Here is a 23,732-nt window from a genome sequence, read left to right on the forward strand (position 1 = left end):
CGTCCTTATCTGGATTGAACCAATTGATAAGCGGCAACCGTGTTGCGTACGCAGGCATCCCAGGTCAGCTCTGCAGCGCGCTGCAAACCGCGTGCCTTTGCCGTAGCCCGCCATTCGTCATCTTCCAATGCCTGTCGTAAACCATTGCGTATGGAATCCACATCGGCAGGGTCTACCAACATGGCCGCACCGGCAGCAACCTCTGGCATGGACGAACAATTTGAAGTCAATACTGGCACACCACTGGCCATCGCTTCGGCGATCGGCAAACCAAAACCTTCATACCACGACGGATAGGTAAACAAGCGACAGCCAGCATACAGTATAGGCAGCAATCGCTGGTCAACAAAACCCAGATATTTTAACCAGCCTTCACGCTGTCCCTTTTCTATATCGTCGTGTATGGATTCGCTTTGCCATCCCTCACCACCAACCAGCACCAGCGGCCAGCGCTCACGCACCTGTTGCGGCAGACCGCGATAAGCCGCGAGTAAATGGGTAAGATTTTTGCGCGGCTCGATGGTAGAGACAAAAAAACTGTAACCATCCGGCTGCAATCCAAATTCTTTCAATATAGGGGCTGTCTCTTCTGCTGTATAAGGATGAAAAACCTCATCCACACCGAGCGGGACAGCGCACACCTGCTCTGGACGCAGGCTGAATTCCTGCATCACCTCAAGGCGCGTTGCCAGCGAGTCGGTCAACACCAGGTTGGCGCGTTGTACGGCCTCTGGTATCGCCACCCGCATGCGGTCTATCCTGGCTTTGGGATGCCATTGCGGGTAGCGGTAGATAGACAAATCATGGATGGTAACCAGACTGGGCAAGCGTGTTTTGGGTACAAAATAATTGGGACCGTGGAAAATACCATTTTGCACGCTGTTCAGTTGACGACCAGCCATGATGGGTAATAACTTTCCGTATAAACGCGCAATGATTTGCAGTCGGCCAAGCCGTTGGCGCATGCGGCCTTTATAATTCAGCTTCAGTGCTTCAGGGATTTGCACGGGCGCTGCCACTGCAGTGTCCGTACCATTGACAGTCGGCCCATCTATCCTCGGCAACTCACGCCAAAAACCATCTGACAAATAACGTACCGATTCTACTTGAGTCTGCAGGGGCAGACGGGTAGCAAGCTCCCATGCATATCTGCCTATGCCGGCCAAAGGTGGATGTATTGCTTCAATGGACAGGACGATATTCATGCTTCGTCCTTGTGATGCAACATCCAGGCAAGTGTGTCGCGCAAAGGAATGGAAGGTAATTCGCCTATGCAGTCATGCAAACGCTGCGGGTTACCTATCAGCTTGTGGACTTCATTCGCACGTACAAAAGCCGGATTGACATGAACATTGATTTCGTAAGCTGCCAGTTCTGCCACCATCTGTAATACCGATCTCAGGCTGTAGGCATTACCGGAACAGATATTGAAGGTTTCGCCTGCAGGTGCCTTTTCCAGCAGACGCAAATATGCCTTTGCAACGGTGCGCACATCGGAAAAATCCCTGGCGACATCGAGATTACCCAATTCAATATCCCTGGCCTGGCGGCGATAATGGCTGATGATTTTTGGTAACAGGAAATTCTCAGTCTGCCCAACGCCCGTGTAATTGAATGGCCGGGTCACAATAATCGGCAGCTTGTCCATCCACAACCGGGCCACATGCTCAACAGCCAGTTTGCTGACAGCATAATCATTGGCTGGTAAGGCTGGTTCAGTTTCTGCCAACACTTCAGCACGGCTGTTGCCATAAATATTGGCGCTGCTTGCCACCAGCACAGCACGCGGCTTCTTATTCAAGCCTGCAAGTCCTTCGAGCAGATTGCGCGTACCGACGATGTTGACGCGATAAATTTCTTCGGCATCGCCATGCGCGACAAAAGAGATCGCAGCTAAGTGAGCTACCACATCTGGCTGCACTTCTTCCAGCACTTGACGCAGGCCTTGCTTGTCACACAGGTCAACAGAAAAATTGTCCTGTCCTTGTGATTCAGCACCATGGGTAGTACCAAACACGTGGTAACCAGCGGCCTGCAGTTCTTGCGCAAGATAACGACCGGTAAAACCTTTAATGCCCGTAATCAGGGCGCGGGGCATCGCAGACATCAGAACGATGCGCCGTTCTGATTACGACGCAAATCAGCCTCCACCATCATCTGGCACAACTCTTCCAAAGTTGTTTTTGGTTCCCAACCCAATACCCGTTTGGCTTTGGCAGGGTCACCAATGAGCAGCTCAACTTCCGCAGGACGATAAAACTTTGGATTGACTCGTACCAGCAACTTGCCACTTCTTGCACAGCTGGCGGTTTCATTTTCGCCTTCACCAGACCAGTTGAGCAGTATGTCTGCCGCCTTGAATGCCATGGTCACAAAATCACGTACGGTTTCGGTACGGTTGGTCGCCAACACAAAGGTATCAGGCTTATCAGCCTGCAACATGCGCCACATGCCTTCCACGTATTCCTTGGCAAAGCCCCAGTCACGCTTGGCATCCATATTGCCCAATTCCAGCACATCCAGCTTACCCAGCTTGATCTTGGCAACCGAATCAGTAATTTTGCGTGTCACAAATTCACGTCCACGCAATGGCGATTCGTGATTGAACAGTATGCCGCTACAGGCAAAAATGCCATACGATTCACGATAATTGATCGACATCCAGTGCGCATACAACTTGGCAACACCGTATGGGCTGCGCGGATAAAACGGTGTAGATTCCACCTGCGGCACAGCTTGTACTTTGCCAAACATCTCGGAAGTCGAAGCCTGATAAAAGCGAATTTCCGTATTCACGATACGGATCGCTTCCAGCAAATTCAAAGCGCCGATGCCTGTGATTTCCGTAGTAGTCAGCGGCTGTTCAAAAGACACACCAACAAAACTTTGGGCCGCCAGGTTATACACTTCCGTGACACCCGTGCTTTGCAATAAACGTATGCTGGCCGACAAATCGGTCAGATCATATTCAACCAGGTTCAACGACGGATGTGAGTCAATACCCAACTCTTCTATGCGCCAAAAATTGACTGAACTGGTACGCCGGTATGTACCGTAGACGGTATAGCCTTTTTCCAGCAGCAACTGAGCCAGATAGGCTCCATCCTGACCAGTAATACCAGTGATTAACGCTTTTTTACTCATTCAAAAAAACCTCTTCGCAGCAGCGAACATTCAACATTCTTTTTTCTAATCAGATAATGGACCGCCCGTATTAAATCATCTGTGATAGCGGTCACAATTTATCCACAGTTGCCCAGTATACAATGAGTGTTCGCCGCACTGCGGAAAATTAATGCAAGTGCTTGTAAGTGATATTGTTTTAATATTATTATTTCGACAAACACGAACGAAAAACACCTTTTATTGACTCAAGTAAAACTGGTATTCAGGCCGTCAATCAGACTGCGCCGTAGCGTTTTCGATAATTTTCAACTGCTGGTTTGTATTGTGATAATTCTTCACCAGCGCCGACTATAGACAAATAATCAAATAAATCATTCAGGTTTGCAATGGCGGCGACCGGCATACCATATGACTGGCTTACTTCCTGCGCCGCAGAATGGGCAGACAGAGCATCATCCTTGCCTGAACGCTCCATACGGTCAAGTGCAATCAGGACAGCGCATGGGGTAGCGCCCGCATGGCGTATGATCTCCACAGACTCGCGCACCGATGTCCCGGCAGAAATGACATCATCAATGATGACGACTTTGCCTTCCAGTTTCGCACCAACAATATTTCCACCTTCGCCGTGATCTTTCGCTTCCTTGCGGTTGTAGGCGAATGGCACGTTTCTACCCTTGCGTGCAAGCGCGACCGCTGTCGCTGAAGCCAGGGTAATGCCCTTGTAGGCAGGACCAAACAGCATGTCAAATTCTATTCCTGAATCGAGCAAGGTCTGCGCATAAAAATCAGCGATGCGCCCCAGATTGGCCCCGTCATTAAACAAGCCGGCATTAAAGAAGTAAGGTGAAGTACGCCCCGCTTTGGTGACAAACTCCCCAAAGCGTATGACCCCTGCTTCCACTGAAAATTGTATAAATTCTTGTCTTAAAGTGCTCAAAATAACCTCTATTTCTTCAATAACTGCTAATTTCCCCAAGACCTACAGCATAACATGGGGAAATGCCACGATTTAGTCAGTTTCCGGCGGCAAAACCAGTAAAAACTCTGTCATGAGTTCTTCTATCGCAACTTCATCATGCACATTTAACAGCTTTTGCTGGGAAATAGAGTGACAATCCACACCAAGCTGCCTTATTTGCATCAAGGCAACTTGCAAATCTTTACAAGCGGATAAATCAAGATACAAATCTCCGGCACGGATTGCCACAATATCGTCTGTCAACGCAGAATTTGTGAAACCAAACTGCTCAAAAGTCCAGGATCTGGCGTAACAAAAGTCGCTGCCTGAATAAAATACTGTTTCGAAACGCAGGTCTTGCCGTTTAATAATAAGCCGTTCAAGCGCAAGTTTCAGGCAAATTGGCAAGGCATGTTGATCCTGGCTCCAGGCACTCACATCGAGCATGACCTGGCGCTTACCTGGCCGCACCACATTGCCGGCAAGATGACGTGCGCATTCCAGTATGTCGTTCAGGGGTATTTCTCCTGAAATGATCACGTTTGATGGCGATACCGGTGCGACACTGGCAATGGCCGCCATGGTTCTATGCATGCGTGCAGCCGGTTCGGTAGCAGAAAATTCTTCTATGGCTTCCGCATACAATCTGGCAACCAGACTTGGCGGGTGTTCTTGCTGCACAAGCTGACGGGCCCTCTGCCCCATCAAAGTCCGTGCTGACACGTCATTACGCAAGCTTATTATTGCCTGCAACAAGTCAGCCTGACTGAACTGATCTTCCAAAGCCAGTACGGTATGCTGTGGCAATTCTGCCATTGCGCCGTTACGATTCAGTATGACCGGCAAGCCATACGCCATGCATTCCAGCACGGCAGCCGATGTTTCACCGCGTGAAAACGCCCGCAACTGTACGGCGACATCTGCAGCTTGCAAATAATGATCAAACAGTTCGGTATCGGTGAAGCCAGTAATACGTATCCTCTCACTGGCTCCACTGGCGGTTATACGTTCCTGTAGCTGTGCACCATATTCACCTTCATCATTTTTACCAACAAAAATAAGATGACAACGTACATCTTCTTTCAGTGCCGAATTGAGCCAGGTATCCAGCAACATATGATTGAGTTTGGTTTCACCCAGCATACCAAAAGTACACACGACAAAAGCCTGTTCATCCAGCCCCAGTTCAGCGCGTGCCAGTTCACGATCCAGTTGCCCCGGTATACGGCGCAGCAATGGCACCTGTTGCCATTGGCTGGCCTGCCAGCCTTTGCTCCAGATTTTCGCTAATGTTTGGGCATAGTTGGAATGAACAATGACCCCTTCGGCACGGTCCAGGATATTGCCACTACATGGATATTTGCGAATCATGGCAACCAGATCGGCACTATCGCGACGCTCCAGCAGAGCTGCATATCCATGCGACTGGTACATATGACGCGTCCATAATCCTGGCATTTGCAGACTTAACTCAAGATGTGCCAGCGAATCGCCCAGGAAGTAATCATGCAGCACAACAATTCCAGGGTAATGATCAAACAGGGCATACATGAAAGCATGTGCAGGCGAATTACCGAAGTGATACAGCACACGATCAAATCTGGTCGCATGCTCACTAAACCATGCGCCATCACGCACAGAAAAATTAGCGACCAACCAGGGTGCATCAATTTCATCCTGATCAGTAATGAGAGTGATATCGTAATAATCAGCCAGTTCAGGCAGCAAATCGGCACTGTAATTGGCTATTCCTGACGCCACCGGTGGCAGCGGCGAGATATAGGCAAGCCGTGGCTTGGTTGGTGGCAGGCAAATATGCACTTTTGCAGCTGCTTTTTGCTTTTGTTCAGCGTGGCTGGCTTCAAATGCAGCAATCGCTCTTTTGGCAGAAGCATCCCATGAGAATTTTTTTGATTGTGCCAAGCCATGCTGACGCAAGTAGGCAGCAAATTCCGGTTGTTCCAGTACCTGGGTAATTTTTGCCGTGATGGCTTGCGTATCTCTTGGATTGAACAAGGCATCAGGACAGCCCAATACTTCCGGCAGGCTGCTGGTATTGGCAGCGATGACTGGAACACCGCAAGACATGGCTTCCAGTGCCGGCAAACCAAAACCCTCGTGCCATGAAGGGAACACAAATAGCTGACAGTCCTGGTACAGCAAGGGCAAATCTGCATCTGGAACAAAACCAGTCAAAACAATGTCATCGTCAGCGAGATTCAGTTGTTTTGCCAGCGCCGCAATGCGCTGACGATCTGCATCCTGCACACTACATACAATGGCAAGTTGATGCTGCTGACGCAAAGCTGGCGACAAACCGGCATAGGCATATATCAGACCATCGATATTTTTGCGCAAATCTATGCCACCGGTATACATGATGAAACTGCGTCTGAGACCATAACGCTGACGTAGGGATTGCATCGTTCCATCGTCACAGGTGCGCAACTGAAAATGTTCATCCACGGCGGATGAAATGTTGACCACACGTTCAGGAGGCAATTGCAGCAGATTAATGCCTTCCTGCCGGGAAGATTCGGAAATCGCCAGCAATAAATCTGAACGTTTCAAACTGGCCAGCTTGCGGTAGTACCAGGCACGCTGGTCCGGCTGTTGCAAATACTGCTTCGCGTAAACCAGCGGTATAAGGTCATATAGAGTGACTGCCGTTGGCAAGTGTTCGCCTGATACAGAAACACTGGAAACAGCATCATCGCCCGAGCCTTCAAACAGACTGGTAACATGAACAAAATCTGGACGCAAAGCGGTCAGGGCTTGCTCTCTCAGCAATTCAGCCGCACAACTGCGCCAGTAATTATCGGGTACCAGCTCCGCGACAGGCCCGGGGGCGCTCCAGGTAATAATCCGTTCTTGTGGGATCATGTCAGCGAAGGCAGTGCGCAATGGCTGTATGGTCTCAGGAAACAGACCACTCAGCGTCATCCATAGTTCATGCTGACCGGCATTGCGTGCCATCGCTTTGGCCAATGCGAGTGAATAACGGCCAATGCCACGGTTTCGGCTACCAGTTGACTGGCAGGCTTGTAAATCAATGAGAATACGCATGATGGGGGATGGGTCAGAATTTCATGTGCTGATTGCTGTGAATACGGCTCTGCAGTTCATTCAGCAGCCGTTTTCCATCCTGACTCAGACGGTCTGGCTTGATTTCTGGTAGTTCCGGGACAACTACTGGGGCGGATACCAGCAACTTCCTGATCAATGCACGTACGTCCGTATGCAGTCTGGACAAGCCACCTCTTTTGAGCAACAGGACAATATACCGTAACGGAGCAGTGATTTTCCAGGAAGAACTGGCATACACTGCCTCCAGTTCTGCACGTAGTTGATCTTCATTCATGGTCATCAGCATTCTAAAATCTTACATAATTGATCTGGCAGTATAAACCATCGGCCCAAGCCACCACCCAAGCTAACAAGAAGCACTGGCATCTGGTATGCTTTTCACTTCTCATCTGGAGCCCACACTCATCATGACCAAGATTATCTCTGCCAATCTCAATGGCATACGTTCAGCCGCCAAAAAAGGCTTTTTTGAATGGATGGAAAAAGAAAAGCCGGATGTCGTCTGCGTGCAGGAGCTGAAAGCCCAGGAAGCAGACATGACGCCTGACTTTTTGAATCCACATGGATATCACGGCCATTTTCACTATGCTGAGAAAAAAGGGTATTCAGGCGTAGGTGTTTACAGTAAAAAAGAGCCTGATGCAGTAATGATAGGCTTCGGCTGTCCAGAATTTGATGCCGAGGGTCGTTACGTGCGCTGTGATTTTGGTAAATTATCCGTCATTTCCCTGTATTGTCCGTCTGGCTCGTCTTCACCAGAAAGGCAAGAGGCAAAATTCCGCTTCATGGATGCCTTCTTCCCCCACCTGCAGGCATTGATAGCCGAAGGCAGGGAAATCATCATCTGCGGCGACTGGAATATCGCCCACAAAGAAATCGACTTGAAGAACTGGAAAAGCAATCAAAAAAATTCCGGCTTCTTACCAGAAGAGCGCGCCTGGATGACGCGTCTGTTTGACGAGCAAGGCTGGCTGGACGTATATCGTCACCTGCATCCTGAAACTACCGGTGACGCGTATACATGGTGGAGTAATCGTGGTCAGGCCTGGGCCAACAATGTCGGTTGGCGTATCGATTACCACGTCGCCACCAGTGGCATAGGGAAGAAAGCCCACACCGCATCTATCTATAAGGAACAGCGCTTCTCTGACCATGCCCCCTTGATCATCCACTATAAATAAGCATGTACTGAGCATTGTCGTGACCCGAATCACAGCCCGGTAAGCACAGGGCTGCGATTCAAAGTTCATTCAGGGCTTGGTCTCGCTACCAGGCAAGCGCTTTACACGGTCGTGTCTGACTTCACTCAACTTGGCACCCTGCTCGCGCACATAAGACTCAAAAGCCTCCAGGTCACGACCAATAATTTCGCGGTCCTTACCCTGCTTTAGTATGGTGAAACCATCTCCGCCATCTGCCAGGAAACTGTTCACTACCACCAGGTAGTGTTGATTCATATCCAGGGGTTTGCCTTTGATCAACACGTTGTTGACTCGTTTTTCCACTGCTGCCTGCGGGTCCCAACTATAGGTGATCGTATGGGATACAAACAGCTTTTTCGGGTCATCAACGCTGCGCCCATCCCACTGCTGCTGCAGCAAGCCAAGAATCTGACTACCGCTGAGACGCATGCGTACCAGATTGTTACCAAACGGCTGGGCCGCATACAAATCGCCATAACTGACGGCGACAGCTCCCTGTGGCTTGCCAGACGGTACATCACTGCGAATGCCACCTGCATTCATGAATGAAATATCGGCCCCGCCCATGTGCTGCCCTTGATGCAATTGGGCATCAGCAATGATGTTACCCAGGCTGCTGTCAAAAGTGTTGCCTTCTGCAGAACGTAACAGAGGGGCGCTCAGGTTCATAATGGGACGCTGACGCAAGCCTGCAGTCTGATTTGCCACCAGATCCACCAACACTTGTGCTGCCGGGTCCGGCTTCAGGATTTGCTGATCGATGAGATGATTTACCGCTACAGCCCTGATCACGGTATTGGTGTTGCGATCTATCGTCAGTGTAGATTCCGTCAAAAATGAACCGTAACTACGCCCCTGCACCACCAGTCGCCCATCAATCTTGCAGGTGTATCCCTGATGCGAATGTCCGGACACCACCAGGCTGATCGCCTTGTCCAGTTTTTTACTGATAGCTATGATCGGACCTTGCAAACCCTCGCAGCGATAGGTCGGGTCGGTTTCTGCACCTTTGTAAGTGGCACCTTCGTGTATCAATACCACAATCGCGGCAACACCCTGTTTTTGCAATTCCGGGACATAGCGATTAATGGCAGTAGCCTCATCTTCAAAGCGTAAATGTTTAACGGCGTCACCCGCCACCAGATTCGGCACATCCGATGTCACGGCACCGATAAAACCGACTTTTACATCACCCACCTGACGAATGACATAAGGCGTCAACCAGGGCTTGCTGCTACCCTGCTCATATACATTCGCTCCAAGATAAGTAAAGTGGGCACCGCTGAATCCCTGATAAGCACAACCAGTCGCCGGGCAATTACCATTGATCTTACGCATCAGATCAACGGTGCCATTATCAAATTCATGATTACCTATGGCTGTTGCGGCCATTTCCAGCCAGTTCATGGCCTCGATCACTGGTTCATCCTTCATCAAAGCCGAACCCATGGGTGAAGCACCGATCAAATCACCCGCACCCACCAGAATACTGTTTGCAACAGCCTTGCGTCGCTCACTCAACTTGCTGCTGAGGTAGGCGTAACCACCGGCGGGTACGGAAATTTTTTCGCCAGGATGTGCCGGGTCGACCTTCGTCGCCATATAGGGCACGGGCTGACTTGCCTGCAGATTGCCGTGGAAATCGTTGATGCTGAAAATAGTGATGTCAGTCGTAGCACTCTTGCCAGCCATGTCGGGGCTGGCACAGGCAGTGAAAAGTGATACTGTCAACAACAAGCTAATAATCTTACTTTTTTGCATACACTTATCTTTAAAACCAAAGAAAAAGGCCTGCAACAAGAAAGCTTGTTGCAGGCCAGCATTAACTCCGTATACCGGTAAGAAAATGATTCACCAGGTCATACCATCAGATTAGAAATCTGCCTGGAAAGTCACTGAAGTAAAGCGTGGTGCACCCAGATAGTAGAACACACCTTTTGCTGTAACGCCAGGATAGGCGGTTGCATTGGTGACGTTGAAACTGGAAGGGTTACGATACTTTTCATTAGTGATATTGCTGACACTCAGGCGAATTGTTGGTTTTTTCATCCAGCCGGTGTTCGGGAATTGATAACCTGCATCAAAGCCCAACAATGTGTAGCTTGGAACGAATTCATCATTCGTCATGGTTGCAAATTGACCACCTGTGTACTTCATTTTCAAACGTGTATACCAGACAGCTGTTTCATACTGTGCGCTCAGACCGGCTTTCCATTCTGGTGTCAACGTCATTTGCTTGCCAGATGTTGGAAGATAGATACCTTTGCCCGCTTGCAAATCATCCTGAATTTCGCTCTTCGCGTAACCAACGGAACCATAGAAAGACCAGCCATTCACAGGTGTATTACCCAATTCAACTTCGAAGCCCTTGGTTTTTACTTTACCGATATTAGTAACCGAGGTTTGGTTAGAGACCGGATCATAAGCAGTTGCCTGGCGATCTGTAAAATTCACATTGTAAACTGTGGCTGAAGCAGTCAACATGTCGCTTTGCAAGCGATAACCCAAATCGAAATTGTAGGAAGTTTCCGGAGGTACTTCTGCAAAACCTATACTGCCATCAGGATTGATCTTGGCATTGTTTGTTGTTGCGTAGACAAAGTTTGGCGGCACCTTCATATTGCGCGCCAAGCTCGAAAATATCTGATTGTTGTTATCAATCTGGTAGCGCACACCCAATTGCGGCAATGCTTTGGTATAGGTACGTTCAATATTGTAAGTGACGCCCGAATTAGTACCTTCATTCGCATAGTTGGTGAAGTTACGTTTCATGGTTGGCACACGCAAGCCTATGTTGATGCTCAGCTTGTCGTTCAACAGACTAATTGTGTCTTGCAAAGAGAACTGGTAAGCAGTACTAATGGTTTTCCAGTCACGGCTTTGGAAAGGAGTACCATCCGGGCGGGTAATACGGCCATCTCTCAACCAGATGTCAGCAGCGTTACCGTTGGCATCAACTGCGACCATGGGGCCGAATTGTTCGTGTGTTGCACGCTCATACCAGACGCCAGCCAAAATCTGGTGATTGTCGATAGTATGAACGACAGAGGCCGTCATACCTGGACGGTTAGTACGTGTCACGCTGCTATTGGCGACAATTACTTTATCCAGGGTATCACCGTCACCGTTCAGATCAACGCCTGCGGTCAGTTTGCCTGTAGTTTGATTCAGGAATGCAGATTCGGATTGCAGACGTTGTTGCACACCGCCTGTACCATAACCGTACCAGTAATAAGGAATGACTTTGACATCCGTATTTTCGCCGATACGGAATTTACCAGTAACAGAGAAAATCGCATTTTCAAACGGATTTTTTGTCAGCTGATAGTAAGTGTCTGCATTAGCCTGGCTAGGATCATTGTCAGCCTTGCCTTTGGTTGGTGTGACATGACCAATGAACGTGGTCGAATAGTCATAGTAATAACCATTTTTTGCCAGGTCAGCCAGGTTGAACGTACTGATGTTCTGATTGATGGCACGGTTATATAACAGGATGGCATTGATGGAATTGAACTTGTCGAAATCGATGCGGTAACCTGTATCAATGTGATTACGGTCAGCACCGCCTTCACCCTTCCATTTGTCTGCTTGCGCGTGGGAAGCAGAAATGAAGAAACGGGAAATGCCATCAGACCACAGGCCAGTGTCGTAACGCATATAAGTTTTGGACAGTTTCAAACCACCCACTGTTTGCATGACGCGGAAACGTTTTTCCTTGTTTGGATCGCAAGTCACGATACCAAAGTTACCACCAGTTGCACCAATTTGTGGGGAATCAACATCAGTCGAACCTTGAGTCACGAATTGAGTACAGGTATTTTCCTGATCCACAAATTCTTGCGGGAATACAGAGAAGCTGCCTGAGTCATTGACAGGAACGCCATTGATCGTCGCGCCGATCTGGTCGCTGTTAAAACCACGCAAGGTCAAACCGCCACCAAACAAGCCGGTTGCGTCATAGTTAAAACTATTGACCGCAGGCATCAATTCCAGCGCTTCATAGGCATTGCCTGTGGGACGCTGTTTGGCCAATTCTTCAGCAGTGATGGTACTGCGTGCTTTCGGCGCATTTTCTTGCACCATCAAACCCATACCGACCTTCTTGCCAGTAATCGTGATGCGATTTGCATCTGGCTGCTCATTTGACTCTGTCTGTTGGGCATATGCAGAGGACATGGTCAGGCATGCCAATTGGCACGCGATCGCTACCATCGACAAACGCGATGGAAATACGGACGATTTGTTAGATTGTTTCATTGAAGCTCCCGAATCATTTTACAAATGGAAATAAAAAAATAGTGCAAAACCCCGTTCATCATCTCGCGCCATCACAACTGCCTGATGACATCCCCTATACAGCTCATTTTTGTGCCAAATTTTTTGGCTTTTTTTTGTAACTGGTTGTAATTTCACAACACTCATCTGCCATTACATGTCACATTAGAAATATTGTACCGTCACATCCAGCCGCGCAAACGATTGCTTTTCTGGAAAATAAAAAATCCCGAACTGCGCAAACGATTGCTATTTCTGAGCAAAAAACAGACGGACTTATTACAGTGCGCCTATCTCCTAATGACATCTTTTAAACTTGAGCAAATGCCTTGGCAAATGGTCGGTTGATCAGATACTTTGATATGTGAAAATAGTCTATCACATAAAATTTTGAACTTGCAGAGTGTCACATTCAATTATGAAAGGATGATGACAAAGTGGTTTTGGCGGCAATAAACTGTCACAATTGCGCCACAAATTGCCTTAATAGTAATTTTATTTGCCAGTTTTATGCTTATTTTGCCGAATATAGTACGGGTGCGATACCCTTCACATTCGTTTGATATGGTGGCAGCGAACTGATGCTGACACCCTTTGCATGCGCGTACAAGGGCATGACTTCAGGAAAATGACGCTGAATTTCAGCGATACGACTAGGTCCCGCAGGGTGGGTAGACAACCATTGTGGCGGTGCACTTTTATTAACCATGCCCATTTTTTGCCACAGGGTTATGCCAGCACGTGGATCAAAACCGGCACGGGCGGCAATATCCAGGCCAACAATATCGGCTTCGGTTTCATCTGCCCTGGAAAATGCCAGCATGCCAAATTTAGCCGCACCACCGGCAATACCGCCTGCAAGATTGGGATCGTAGCCTTTGGCGTGGGCAAATATTTCAACGCCGCGGACGAACACGTTGGCCGCCATGGCCTTGCCTGCCCGTTCGGCCCCATGTTCACGCAAGGCATGGGCAATTTCATGTCCCATGACGATCGCGACCTCATCGTCGGTCAGCTTAAGCGTATCAAGTATGCCGGTATAAAACGCGATTTTGCCACCGGGCATGCAATACGCATTAATTTGCTTGGACCCGATCAGGTTAATTTCCCATTTCCATTGCTTTGAGCGTTCATTCCATTTAAGGGCATGTGGAATGATGCGGTCTGCAATGGCACGTAGACGTATAACCTGAGGATTATCGGATGGCCCCAGGGCACGCTGGTTTTGTGCCTGTTGCATGGTCTGTGCATATTGGGCGGCAGCCTGCTGTTCCAGTGCGCCGGTCGGTGCCAGTTTGCGCATGATGGACATATTGCCCACTTTGACGCCATCTTGCGGCTCACTGTCGCTGGCGAAGCCAAGACTGGCCATGCCAAACAGGCTGGAAAAAACGATAGCGATACAGGTCAGTTTCATGGCGGGTTTGGCATTCAATATGTGTGTAATATCTAAGTCGTAAAATGATAGCAGCTTGCGAAATTTAAAGATGTATCTGCTTGAATAACACAAGCAGATACAGAGCAATGAATGTCGCAAGGCTAAAAAATTTACAGCTGCTTCTTGCGCAGGCGGAACACCGCCAGGCTGCCACGCCAGTTAGGCAACCAGGTCACCAGTTTTCCCTCATGCAGGGCGACGCACTCCATCACTTCCAGGCCAACTTCATTGGCCAGATCATAAAAATCATAAATCGTCGCGCAGCGTACATTAGGGGTGTCATACCACTGATACGGCAAGGATTTGGACACTGGCATCTTGCCTTGCAACAGCGCGGTACGATGTGGCCAGTAACCAAAGTTGGGGAAAGAAACAATCGCTTCTCGCCCTACTCTGGCAATGTCCCTGAGCAGCGGTTCCACATGCTTCATCATCTGCAATGACGACAGGCACAATACGGTATCAAAGGCATTGTCGCCAAACATGTCAAGCCCAATTTCCATATCTTGCTGGATCACATTGACGCCGCGTCTGGCACAATCAAGTACCTTGTCATCAGCGATTTCTATGCCATAGCCTGTGCATAGCTTGTCAGATTGCAGGTAGTCGAGCATGACGCCATCACCACAACCAACATCCAGCACTTGCGCCTGTTTGTTGATCCAGTGGGCGATAAAGGCCAGGTCGGGACGCAGATGACTCAATTCGGAAAAATTCATGCGGGCACTCCCTGCAATTCTGCATCAATGCGTTGGTAATAGGCGGCCACCAGATTCAGGTAACGCGGGTCATCCAGCAAGAAGGCATCATGCCCATGCGGCGCATCAATTTCTGCATAACTGACAGTTCGTTTGTTACTGACCAGGGCCTTAACGATTTCACGGCTGCGCTCTGGTGAAAAACGCCAATCTGTCGTGAAGGAAGCGAGCAGAAACTTGGCCTTGGTATTCGCCAGAGCTTTGCTCAGGTCACCGCCGGTATGCCGGGCCGGATCAAAATAATCAAGCGCCTTGGTGATCAGCAAATAGGTATTCGCATCGAAATAGTTCGAGAATTTATCACCCTGATAGCGCAGGTAAGATTCAATTTCAAAATCCACGCCATAACCGAACTGGTAATCGCCACCTTTCAGGTCACGCCCGAATTTCTCTGCCATGTCATCGTCGGACAAATAAGTGATATGCCCTATCATGCGCGCCACGCGCAAGCCGCGTCGGGGCACCACGCCGTGGGCATAGAAATCGCCGCCGTGAAAATCTGGATCCGTCAGTATGGCCTGGCGGGCGACATCATTAAAGGCGATATTCTGTGCTGACAATTTGGGTGTGGATGCAATGACCACACAGTGGCGCAAACGATCTGGAAACAGGATACTCCAGGCCAGCGCCTGCATACCACCCAGCGAACCACCCATGACGGCAGCAAATTGCTGAATACCCATGCGGTCTGCAAGTCTGGCCTGCGCCTGTACCCAATCTTCCACGGTGACAACCGGAAAGTCTGCTCCATACGGTTTGCCAGTCGCTGGATTGGTATGCATGGGGCCGGTAGAACCGAAACAGGAACCCAGGTTATTGACGCCAATGACAAAAAAACGATTGGTATCGACCGGCTTGCCGGGTCCCACCATATTGTCCCACCAGCCGATATTCTTGGGCTGGTCGGCATACACGCCCGCCACATGGTGCGAGGCATTCAGGGCGTGGCAAACCAGGACAGCATTTGACTTGTCGGCATTCAGGCTGCCATAGGTTTCCACCATCAGGGTGTAGCCGGCAATTGAAGTACCGTTTTGTAAGGCTAAAGGCTCGTCGAACTGAAACGCTTGTGGCGTCACAATTCCGACGGATCCGGGTGAGGATGACATACACTCTTCCATCGAGAATCAACTCGTTATGACGTTAACAAAAAACTCAGGAAGGCTAAAAGAAGGGCTGAATGTGGGAAGGGGAAAGCTGCATTCAAGCTCGCTTTAGCCGTATTTATCATTCGGGAAACTTCCCGAAACGCGCCCGCAAGCTGATTTTCAAATCGGCGCAATACCCAAAGGATAACCAAGTCCGGCGCTGCCGTCAAACCTTCAACGCCGTCCTGGTTGCGGTAACGGCGCAGCTTAATGCAAGGTTGGCAAGCTTGGTGTAATGCTGCCCATCACGGCCAGGGTTTCACGGATAGTGGCGGAATCATAGCTGCGCAATATTTTCTTCACATGCCCTTGCAAGGCATCCAGCCGGGTATTCAGAATTTCTTGCTTAATTTCCGGCAACAAGGCGGCCGGCATAGACAATTCACGGAAACCCATACCCGTCAGCAAACGGGTCAGCCGTATATCGCCCGCCATGCCGCCGCAGATGGATACCGGGATGCCAGCACGTTCGCCAGCTGTGATAATCATCTGCAACAATTGCAAAATGGCCGGATGCAGATCGTCATACAAGTGGGCAACTTCGTGATCAGCGCGGTCTATCGCCAGCGTGTATTGAATCAAGTCATTCGTCCCTACCGACAGGAAATCCAGCTTCTTAACAAACATGGGCAGCGATAAGGCCGCCGCCGGGATTTCTATCATCGCGCCAACGGCGATATTGGCATCAAAGTCTTTACCTTCCTTACGCAGCTCAGTCTTTGCCTGTTCTATCATTGCCAGCGACTGGTCAATTTCAAAACCATGCGCCATCATTGGTATCAGTATCTTGACTTGTCCAAATGCGGAAGCGCGCAAAATCGCCCGCAATTGTGTCAGAAATAATTGCGGCTCTGCCAGACAATAACGTATGGCCCGCAAACCCAGTGCCGGGTTGAGAATATTGTGTTCGGTCGTATCCAGCGGTTTGTCAGCGCCGACATCCAGGGTCCGGATGGTAACCGGGCGGCCTTTCATGGCGATGACCGCCGTGCGATAAGCGTCGAATTGCTCTTCTTCTGTCGGCAGTTTGTGTTCCTGACCACTGCTTTCCATGAACAGGAATTCAGACCGGAACAAGCCCACACCACTGGCCCCAGCTTCCAGTGCTGGTGCTGCATCCTGCGGTAATTCGATATTCGCCAGCAGGGTAATTTCTATCCCGTCCTGAGTAATGGCTGGCGTCTTTTTCAGCTTGCCCAGTTTCTTCCTGGCTTTCATCAATACCGTCAGGCGCTCACGGTATTGTTCCAGTACCAGAGTACTAGGCGCGACAATGACCACACCTGCATCACTGTCAATAATCAGCCAGTCATCCTGCTCGATCAGGCGTGACGCATTACCCATGCCGACCACGGCCGGTATACCCAGGCTGCGCGAAACGATGGCTGTGTGCGAGTTATGTCCACCTTCATCAGTGACAAAGCCGGAAAACGCGACGTCGCGAAACTGCATCATGTCAGCTGGTGATATATCCCTGGCAACCACGATCATGTTGGCACTGCGTTCGTCGATGCCATCAGAACGTGAGGCGCTATTGGCGGTACCGGTAAGCACTTTGAGTACCCGTTCCGCCACCTGCTGGATATCCGCTTTGCGCTCACGCAAATAATCGTCTTCGATTTCATCGAACTGGGCCGAGAGTTCATCGATCTGACTCACCAGAGCCCATTCGGCATTGTAGTGACGGGTACGGATGATATCCAGCGGTGCTTCGGAAATCATGGGGTCAGACAAGATCAATACATGGACGTCGATAAAGGCACCAAGTTCGGTAGGCGCATCTTGCGGCAAATCCGACCAGATGGCCTGTAATTCCTTGTGTACATGGACTATAGCTGCCTGCAGCCTCTGCACTTCGGCTTCGACCTGCTCTTGCCCTACCAGATAATGTTGTACATCCAGAGCCGCTGGTCGCAATAAATGCGCGCGCCCAATAGCAATACCGCGTGAAACGGGGATGCCTTGCAATGTAAAAGATGCCATGCCTTGTCCCCCAAAATTGCAATAATCCAGGGTGCCAACCATCAAGCAACCCTGTTGTTATTTCCTGTGCACCTGAAAGGATAAGACATCCACGAACAGGCGCATTCAAGAACGAACAACTTAACAGAATATAGCCAAAGCAACAATGCAGAATATGTTGCCATTTGTTTCATTTACAGCAGTTTTTTTCAAGAGGCTGATACGAAATTAAGATGACTTGACTTACAACCTGTTCACGATCTTACTGCGCGGGCGTAATCGGAGTCCATGCGGGGCTCATGCGCTGCTCAAAATGCTCATGTACCAGACATTCCGCTTTTTGCGCTGCGCTTAGTTACCCTTACTGCCGCTGACGCCCGCTCGCTCGCTCGCTACAGATCGTGAACTGGTTCTTAGCGGCTGGCCAGCACCAACATACTTTGTTTCAAATCTGGCAGGACATCCACTGCATCACCGCTCTATTCGCCTTCGCCAAACTTGTCATTGATCAGGCTGACGATTGCATCAAAGCAGATCTGCTCATCAGCTCCTTCAGTTTCCAGTAATACTTTGCTACCCTTGCCAGCCGCCAGCATCATCACGCCCATGATGGATTTACCATTGACCCGGCGATTATTGCGGGTCAGCCAGACTTCGGATTTGAATTTGCTTGCGGTTTGCGTGAACTTGGCAGAGGCGCGTGCATGCAGGCCCAGTTTGTTCACAATTTCGATTTCTTGTTGAATCATGCTTTACTTTCTTTCAATTAATTCGGTGAAAGGCGAACGCGGTTATCCAGACGGATGGCACCGTTCTGACCGCCTGCCAGCGCCATTTCCACCACCACATCCAGCGCATCACTACGATAAGTGATCGCCCGCAGCAACATGGGCAGACTGATGCCGGCAATGATGGCGACCCGGTCAGGGTCACCCAGTTGGCGGCAACAATTCGAAGGTGTCCCCCCCATGACATCGGTAATCACCAGCACACCAGAACCGTCATCCAGACGTTGCACAGCTTCGCGTGCCAGGCGATTGACTTCATCAATGTTCTGGTCGGCGATCACATCAATCGCTTCAAAGTGCTCTGGCATGCCACGAAAAACATGGGCTGCGGCCTGCATAAAGGCAGAACCCAGCGGTGCATGCGTCATCAAAAGTATGCCAACCATATCTATTCAGTTCTTACAGGGGTTGCGATCATATTTGTCGAAAACCTTGCTAGTTCAGGCGACATTCAGCAAAGCTGGATTATCTGCCATTAATGGTGACCAACTTGATCACCAACAGCCGCTTCCAGCGCATCAATAAACATTGCAGCAACATTAAATCCCTTTTGCTGAGTGATTTCCTGGAAACAGGTCGGGCTGGTCACATTAACTTCTGTCAGATTATTGCCGATTACATCTAATCCTACCAGCAACAAGCCCCGTTGATAAAGCTCAGGCGCCAAAGTCTGTGCAATCTCAAGATCACGTGCGGACAATTCCTGCGCGACACCCAAACCTCCAGCCGCCAGATTGCCGCGGACTTCTCCATTTTGCGGAATACGTGCAAGCGAAAACGGTACGACTTTGCCACCGATCAGTAATATCCTTTTGTCACCATGGACAATTTCCGGAATATAGCGCTGTATCATGATAGTCCGGCTGCCGTTCACGGTCAGTGTCTCAATGACAGAACCCAGGTTCATGCCATCTTCACGGATACGGAAAATACCTGTGCCACCCATGCCGTCCAGCGGTTTCAGGATGATGTCCTGATGTTCACGGTGAAAGGCCCGGATTCTTTGCTCATCACGCGTAACCAGGGTAGGTGCAGTAAACTGGCTGAACTGGGCTATGCTAAGTTTTTCATTATGATTACGTATCGCCGCTGGCTTATTGAATACCTTTGCACCCTGCTGCTCGGCCAGTTCCAGCAGATAGGTAGAATAAATGTATTCCATGTCGAAAGGCGGATCCTTGCGCTGCAAGATCGCATCAAACGCGCTCAGAGGCAGGGATTCTGCCACTTCCTGACGATACCAGTCATCGCTGTCGCCGGTCAGGATGACTCGGCTGACATTCGCCACCACCTTGCCACTTTCCAGCGCCAGATCATCCGGGCCAAATGCGTAAACTGCGTAACCCCGTTTGCCCGCCTCCACCATCATGGCGTAAGTAGAATCTTTATACGTCTTGAACTGCGACAGCGGATCAGTCAGGAAAGCAATTTTCATGGCTATACTCAATAATGGTGACGAATCGGAAATTAATATACTTCCGGGTTAGGGTCAGTCTTTTCCAGCTCTAAAGATGCCGCCAGCAAAGCCAGGCGCGCAACGACACCATACATGTAAAAACGATTTGGTGCTGCCGTACCCGGCTTGGCCTTCATGTCCGGCACCGCATGTTGCTGGGCAAAAGCCAGCGGTACAAAGTGCATGCCTGGCGCATTCAGGTTTTCGTCAACACCACGGTCTTCATGCACACGGTAGAAACCGCCTACGACATAGCGGTCTATCATGTAGACCACCGGTTCAGCCACCGATTCATTGATTTGCTCAAAGGTGTACACACCTTCCTGCACAATGACATCCCTGACTTCCATGCCATCCTTGACGACCGACATCTTGTTGCGTTGCTTGCGATTCAGATCACGTACTTCGCTGGAATCATGCACCGTCATAATGCCCATTCCATAGGTGCCGGCGTCGGCCTTGACGATGACGAAAGGTTTTTCCTTGATGCCATATTCCTTGTATTTTTTGCGTATCTTGGCCAGGATGGTATCCACTGTCGCCGCCAGTGCATCTTCGCCGGTGCGGTCATGGAAATTCACATCCTTGCATTTGGCAAAATAGGGATTCAGCATCCATGGGTCAATATCCACCATCTTGGCGAATTTCTTGACCACTTCGTCATAGGCATGGAAATGATTGCTCTTGCGGCGCAAAGCCCAACCCGCATGCAGTGGGGGCAGCAAAGTTTGTTCGTTGACATCTTCCAGTATTGCAGGAATACCCGCTGACAGATCATTGTTCAGCAATATCGTGCATGGGTCGAAATTTTTCAGACCCAGGCGGCGGCCATTGGCAGAACGTTCCAGCGGCTCCAGCACCAGTTGGCTGCCGTCAGGCAAATCAATCGGTGTCGGTTCAGTAATATCTGCCGACAGCGAACCCAGACGGACATTCAAACCGGTCTGGCGGAATATCTGCATCATGCGCGCAATATTTTGCAAATAAAACACGTTGCGCGTGTGGCTTTCGGGAATCACCAGCAGGTTCTTGGCGTCCGGACAATATTTTTCTATCGCTGCCATGGCAGCCTGTACCGCCAGCGGCAACATTTCTGATGCCAGATTATTAAAACCGCCAGGGAATAAATTGGTGTCCACTGGTGCCAGCTTGAATCCAGCATTGCGCAAATCGACGGAACAATAAAAAGGCGGCGTATGCTCCTGCCATTCGAGACGGAACCAGCGTTCTATCGCAGGAGTGGCTTCGAGTATCTTTTTTTCGAGATCGAGCAGAGGGCCGTTGAGAGCGGTGACGAGATGCGGAACCATAATGACCTTTTAGTAGAGCAGGTTTTTTGCCAAATTGACTTGCTTCCATGGTCATGTATCCCGAAAAACACACAAATGACAACAAAAGCCGACGGCACCGCGCCACGGTAAGGCTACACGGTATCGCTGCCTAAGCTTGGGGTGAAATGCCCAGAATCAAGTCAGGCCCGTCACATACTACTAGAAAAAATCCGCCAGAATCAGCTTGACTCTGCCAGCAGGTCAAAATGCTCGACCACAGGTGCCGCAGCAAAATAAGGACCAACAATCGCACGCCATTGCTGGAATGCTTCAGAGCCACGAAAATCTATTGTGTGGTTTTCCAGGGTTGCCCAGTAAATCATGAGGACATAGCGTTCCGGTGATTCTATGCATTTATTGACTTTAAAACCAAGAAAACCTTTGGCATGCTGTATCACTTCAGCCAGACCACGCTGTATGGCCACATCAAAATCTGCCTGCTGCCCGGCTTGAATACGAATATCGGCGATTTCCAATATCATCATTTACCTTGTAATCATTAAATATTTATCAATAAGCCTATTTGCATCACACCAGACCACGATCACTGAGTTCTTTCTTGATGTAAGCATAAAACACCGGTGCCGCTACCACACCAGGCACGCCAAACAGGGTTTCCATGACCAGGATGGCGGTCAGCAACTCCCAGGCGCGGGCATTCACTTGCGCACCGATAATACGCGCATTCAGGAAATATTCTGCCTTATGTATTACCACCATGAATACCAGGGAAGCGATAGAAGCATTGAGTGAATGCGACAGCGCCACAATCACAATGACGGCGTTGGAGATAATATTCCCCGCCACCGGTATCAGACCAGCCACAAAGGTGATGGCAATCATGGTCTTGGTCAACGGCAGATGCACCCCGGCCATGGGCAAGATTGCAGCCAGATAAATTGCAGTCAAGACTGTATTAATCAGTGATATCTGTACCTGTGCAAAAACAATTTTATGGAAAATCTGGCCCAGATTGCTTACCCTCTGCTGCATGGCCGCAGCGAAGGGTTTGTGATTATGGTCGCCGCTTACGTCACGCAGGGCAATCATACTGCCTATGATCATACCCAGTATCAAATGCACGATCAGGTGGCCCGCTTCTGGAACAAGTTGCTTTGCTTCGCCAGCATGTTCACGCAACCACTGTGTCATGATGGTTCTTAAATCTTCGACGTCTTCCGGCAAGTTGGTGCTCACCCACCCTGGCAACTGGCTGCGCGACGCTTCTATAATATCTGCAAGCCTTTGCAATAAGTTATGCAAATTACCAGCATCGCTACGTAAAAAGACATGCACAGCCCAGATCACTACAATGATCGCAATAATCATTAAAAATGATAAAAATGCCACGGCAATCATGCGCGGCTGGTGATGTTTAAAGCGTCGCGCTATGGCAGGTGCCATGACATGTATCAGCGAAAACACCAGCAAGCCGGAAAACAGGGCCACCAACAAGCCTGCTTTCAATACCAGCAACAGAACAATGGCAGCCAGCGCATAGGAAGCCCATACTGAAGCAGACAGCTGACTTGGCACAATCAGGGATTTGCTTTTCATTTCAGCACTCCATTCATGCCCGCAATCGCAGCCAGCAACAAGCCCATTGCCGCCAGCATAGAAATCATGAAGCCCATGGAACGCTTGCTGGCATCGCTGTAATAAGCGATGGCATACATGAAGCGCCCAATCAGCCACACCAGCCCCATGACTGCTGCCAGTTTATCGCCAGCCCAGATTGCACACAGCCACAATGCAGGGAAGAAGAAAACCATTTGCTCTACTGTATTTGCCTGCACGCGCAAAGTCCGCAAAAATTCCGGAGGTCCATCAGTTGCAGGTGCCTTGACCTGGAAAAGCGTGCGGGCTTTTCCAACCCTGTAAATGATCCAGAAATACAATGCTAATACCGCGACAGTCAGCCAGGAAGTCCAAAGCAATTGCATAGCTTCTCCAATTCAGGGTTCGGGTAAATAAATTTTTATTTAGGTATGGGCAATTATTTAAATCGCAAGAAACAATTTTGAAACACTCACTTACATTTTTATGTCTTCTTTTTTTTGATTCAGACGTTACATACATACCATCCAGGCATTATCTGGAGACTATCACAGGACCTAAGCAAAACTATTCCGAATGACGCCAGTCTAAGCCTTCATAGACAGACCATACATATGTCATATGCAGACCATATTGAACATCG

The 23,732-nt window shown here is 49.5% G+C and carries 20 protein-coding genes; 1 reads left to right on the forward strand and 19 read right to left on the reverse strand.

Features of this window, described 5'->3' with window-relative positions; translation table 11 throughout:
- Positions 1-5: 5 nt before the first annotated feature.
- The 6 genes from AC1RVX_RS25605 to AC1RVX_RS25630 form a co-directional block, all read right to left on the reverse strand.
- Positions 6-1,205, reverse strand: a complete 1,200-nt coding sequence (locus AC1RVX_RS25605; RefSeq protein ID WP_493219409.1) for a glycosyltransferase family 4 protein — start codon at positions 1,203-1,205, stop codon at positions 6-8.
- Positions 1,202-2,098: a GDP-mannose 4,6-dehydratase gene (locus AC1RVX_RS25610; protein ID WP_493219545.1), complete on the reverse strand. Its 897-nt coding sequence runs from the start codon at positions 2,096-2,098 to the stop codon at positions 1,202-1,204. Before AC1RVX_RS25610 ends, AC1RVX_RS25605 begins: the two co-directional genes overlap by 4 nt.
- 8 nt (positions 2,099-2,106) lie before the next feature.
- Positions 2,107-3,144, reverse strand: a complete 1,038-nt coding sequence (gmd, locus tag AC1RVX_RS25615) for a GDP-mannose 4,6-dehydratase (RefSeq protein ID WP_493219410.1) — start codon at positions 3,142-3,144, stop codon at positions 2,107-2,109.
- A 256-nt stretch (positions 3,145-3,400) separates the two neighbouring features.
- Positions 3,401-4,066, reverse strand: a complete 666-nt coding sequence (pyrE, locus tag AC1RVX_RS25620) for an orotate phosphoribosyltransferase (protein ID WP_493219411.1) — start codon at positions 4,064-4,066, stop codon at positions 3,401-3,403.
- Positions 4,067-4,138: 72 nt separating this feature from the next.
- Entirely contained in the window at positions 4,139-7,153 is a 3,015-nt protein-coding gene (locus AC1RVX_RS25625; RefSeq protein ID WP_493219412.1) for a glycosyltransferase, read from the reverse strand.
- Between the two features lie 13 nt (positions 7,154-7,166).
- On the reverse strand, positions 7,167-7,448 hold the full coding sequence (locus AC1RVX_RS25630; RefSeq protein WP_493219413.1) for a hypothetical protein: 282 nt from the start codon (positions 7,446-7,448) through the stop codon (positions 7,167-7,169).
- 133 nt (positions 7,449-7,581) lie between these two features.
- On the opposite strand from AC1RVX_RS25630, the gene AC1RVX_RS25635 reads away from it, so the two are divergent.
- Entirely contained in the window at positions 7,582-8,355 is a 774-nt protein-coding gene (locus tag AC1RVX_RS25635; protein ID WP_493219414.1) for an exodeoxyribonuclease III, read from the forward strand.
- A gap of 69 nt (positions 8,356-8,424) precedes the next feature.
- Here the strand turns inward: AC1RVX_RS25635 and AC1RVX_RS25640 are convergent, their stop codons facing one another.
- From AC1RVX_RS25640 to AC1RVX_RS25700, 13 genes are all read right to left on the reverse strand, one after another.
- Positions 8,425-10,137 (reverse strand): bifunctional metallophosphatase/5'-nucleotidase, encoded by a 1,713-nt coding sequence (locus AC1RVX_RS25640; protein ID WP_493219415.1) that lies wholly within the window; start codon positions 10,135-10,137, stop codon positions 8,425-8,427.
- Between the two features lie 111 nt (positions 10,138-10,248).
- Entirely contained in the window at positions 10,249-12,633 is a 2,385-nt protein-coding gene (locus tag AC1RVX_RS25645; RefSeq protein ID WP_493219416.1) for a TonB-dependent receptor, read from the reverse strand.
- A 532-nt stretch (positions 12,634-13,165) separates the two neighbouring features.
- Positions 13,166-14,068: a M48 family metallopeptidase gene (locus AC1RVX_RS25650; RefSeq protein WP_493219417.1), complete on the reverse strand. Its 903-nt coding sequence runs from the start codon at positions 14,066-14,068 to the stop codon at positions 13,166-13,168.
- Between the two features lie 131 nt (positions 14,069-14,199).
- Complete coding sequence (gene metW / locus AC1RVX_RS25655) at positions 14,200-14,808, reverse strand: methionine biosynthesis protein MetW (protein ID WP_493219418.1); 609 nt, start codon at positions 14,806-14,808, stop codon at positions 14,200-14,202.
- A complete protein-coding gene (gene metX, locus AC1RVX_RS25660; RefSeq protein ID WP_493219419.1) occupies positions 14,805-15,956 on the reverse strand; it encodes a homoserine O-succinyltransferase MetX in 1,152 nt (383 codons plus the stop codon). The genes metW and metX overlap by 4 nt, the downstream gene beginning before the upstream one ends.
- A 246-nt stretch (positions 15,957-16,202) precedes the next feature.
- On the reverse strand, positions 16,203-17,978 hold the full coding sequence (gene ptsP, locus AC1RVX_RS25665) for a phosphoenolpyruvate--protein phosphotransferase (RefSeq protein WP_493219420.1): 1,776 nt from the start codon (positions 17,976-17,978) through the stop codon (positions 16,203-16,205).
- Between the two features lie 458 nt (positions 17,979-18,436).
- Positions 18,437-18,706, reverse strand: a complete 270-nt coding sequence (locus AC1RVX_RS25670) for an HPr family phosphocarrier protein (protein WP_493219421.1) — start codon at positions 18,704-18,706, stop codon at positions 18,437-18,439.
- 17 nt (positions 18,707-18,723) lie between these two features.
- On the reverse strand, positions 18,724-19,131 hold the full coding sequence (locus AC1RVX_RS25675) for a PTS sugar transporter subunit IIA (RefSeq protein WP_493219422.1): 408 nt from the start codon (positions 19,129-19,131) through the stop codon (positions 18,724-18,726).
- Between the two features lie 89 nt (positions 19,132-19,220).
- On the reverse strand, positions 19,221-20,180 hold the full coding sequence (gshB, locus tag AC1RVX_RS25680; protein WP_493219423.1) for a glutathione synthase: 960 nt from the start codon (positions 20,178-20,180) through the stop codon (positions 19,221-19,223).
- Positions 20,181-20,212: 32 nt separating this feature from the next.
- Positions 20,213-21,511 carry a glutamate--cysteine ligase gene (gene gshA / locus AC1RVX_RS25685; protein ID WP_493219424.1) on the reverse strand — a complete coding sequence of 433 codons (1,299 nt, stop codon included), beginning with the start codon at positions 21,509-21,511 and terminating at the stop codon, positions 20,213-20,215.
- Positions 21,512-21,711: 200 nt separating this feature from the next.
- Positions 21,712-22,014 (reverse strand): antibiotic biosynthesis monooxygenase family protein, encoded by a 303-nt coding sequence (locus tag AC1RVX_RS25690; protein ID WP_493219546.1) that lies wholly within the window; start codon positions 22,012-22,014, stop codon positions 21,712-21,714.
- Positions 22,015-22,060: 46 nt separating this feature from the next.
- Positions 22,061-23,089 (reverse strand): AI-2E family transporter, encoded by a 1,029-nt coding sequence (locus AC1RVX_RS25695; protein WP_493219425.1) that lies wholly within the window; start codon positions 23,087-23,089, stop codon positions 22,061-22,063.
- Complete coding sequence (locus AC1RVX_RS25700; protein WP_493219426.1) at positions 23,086-23,475, reverse strand: MAPEG family protein; 390 nt, start codon at positions 23,473-23,475, stop codon at positions 23,086-23,088. The genes AC1RVX_RS25695 and AC1RVX_RS25700 overlap by 4 nt, the downstream gene beginning before the upstream one ends.
- Between the last annotated feature and the right edge of the window lie 257 nt (positions 23,476-23,732).

It is taken from the genome of Undibacterium sp. GW821-FHT11B02, assembly GCF_058808955.1.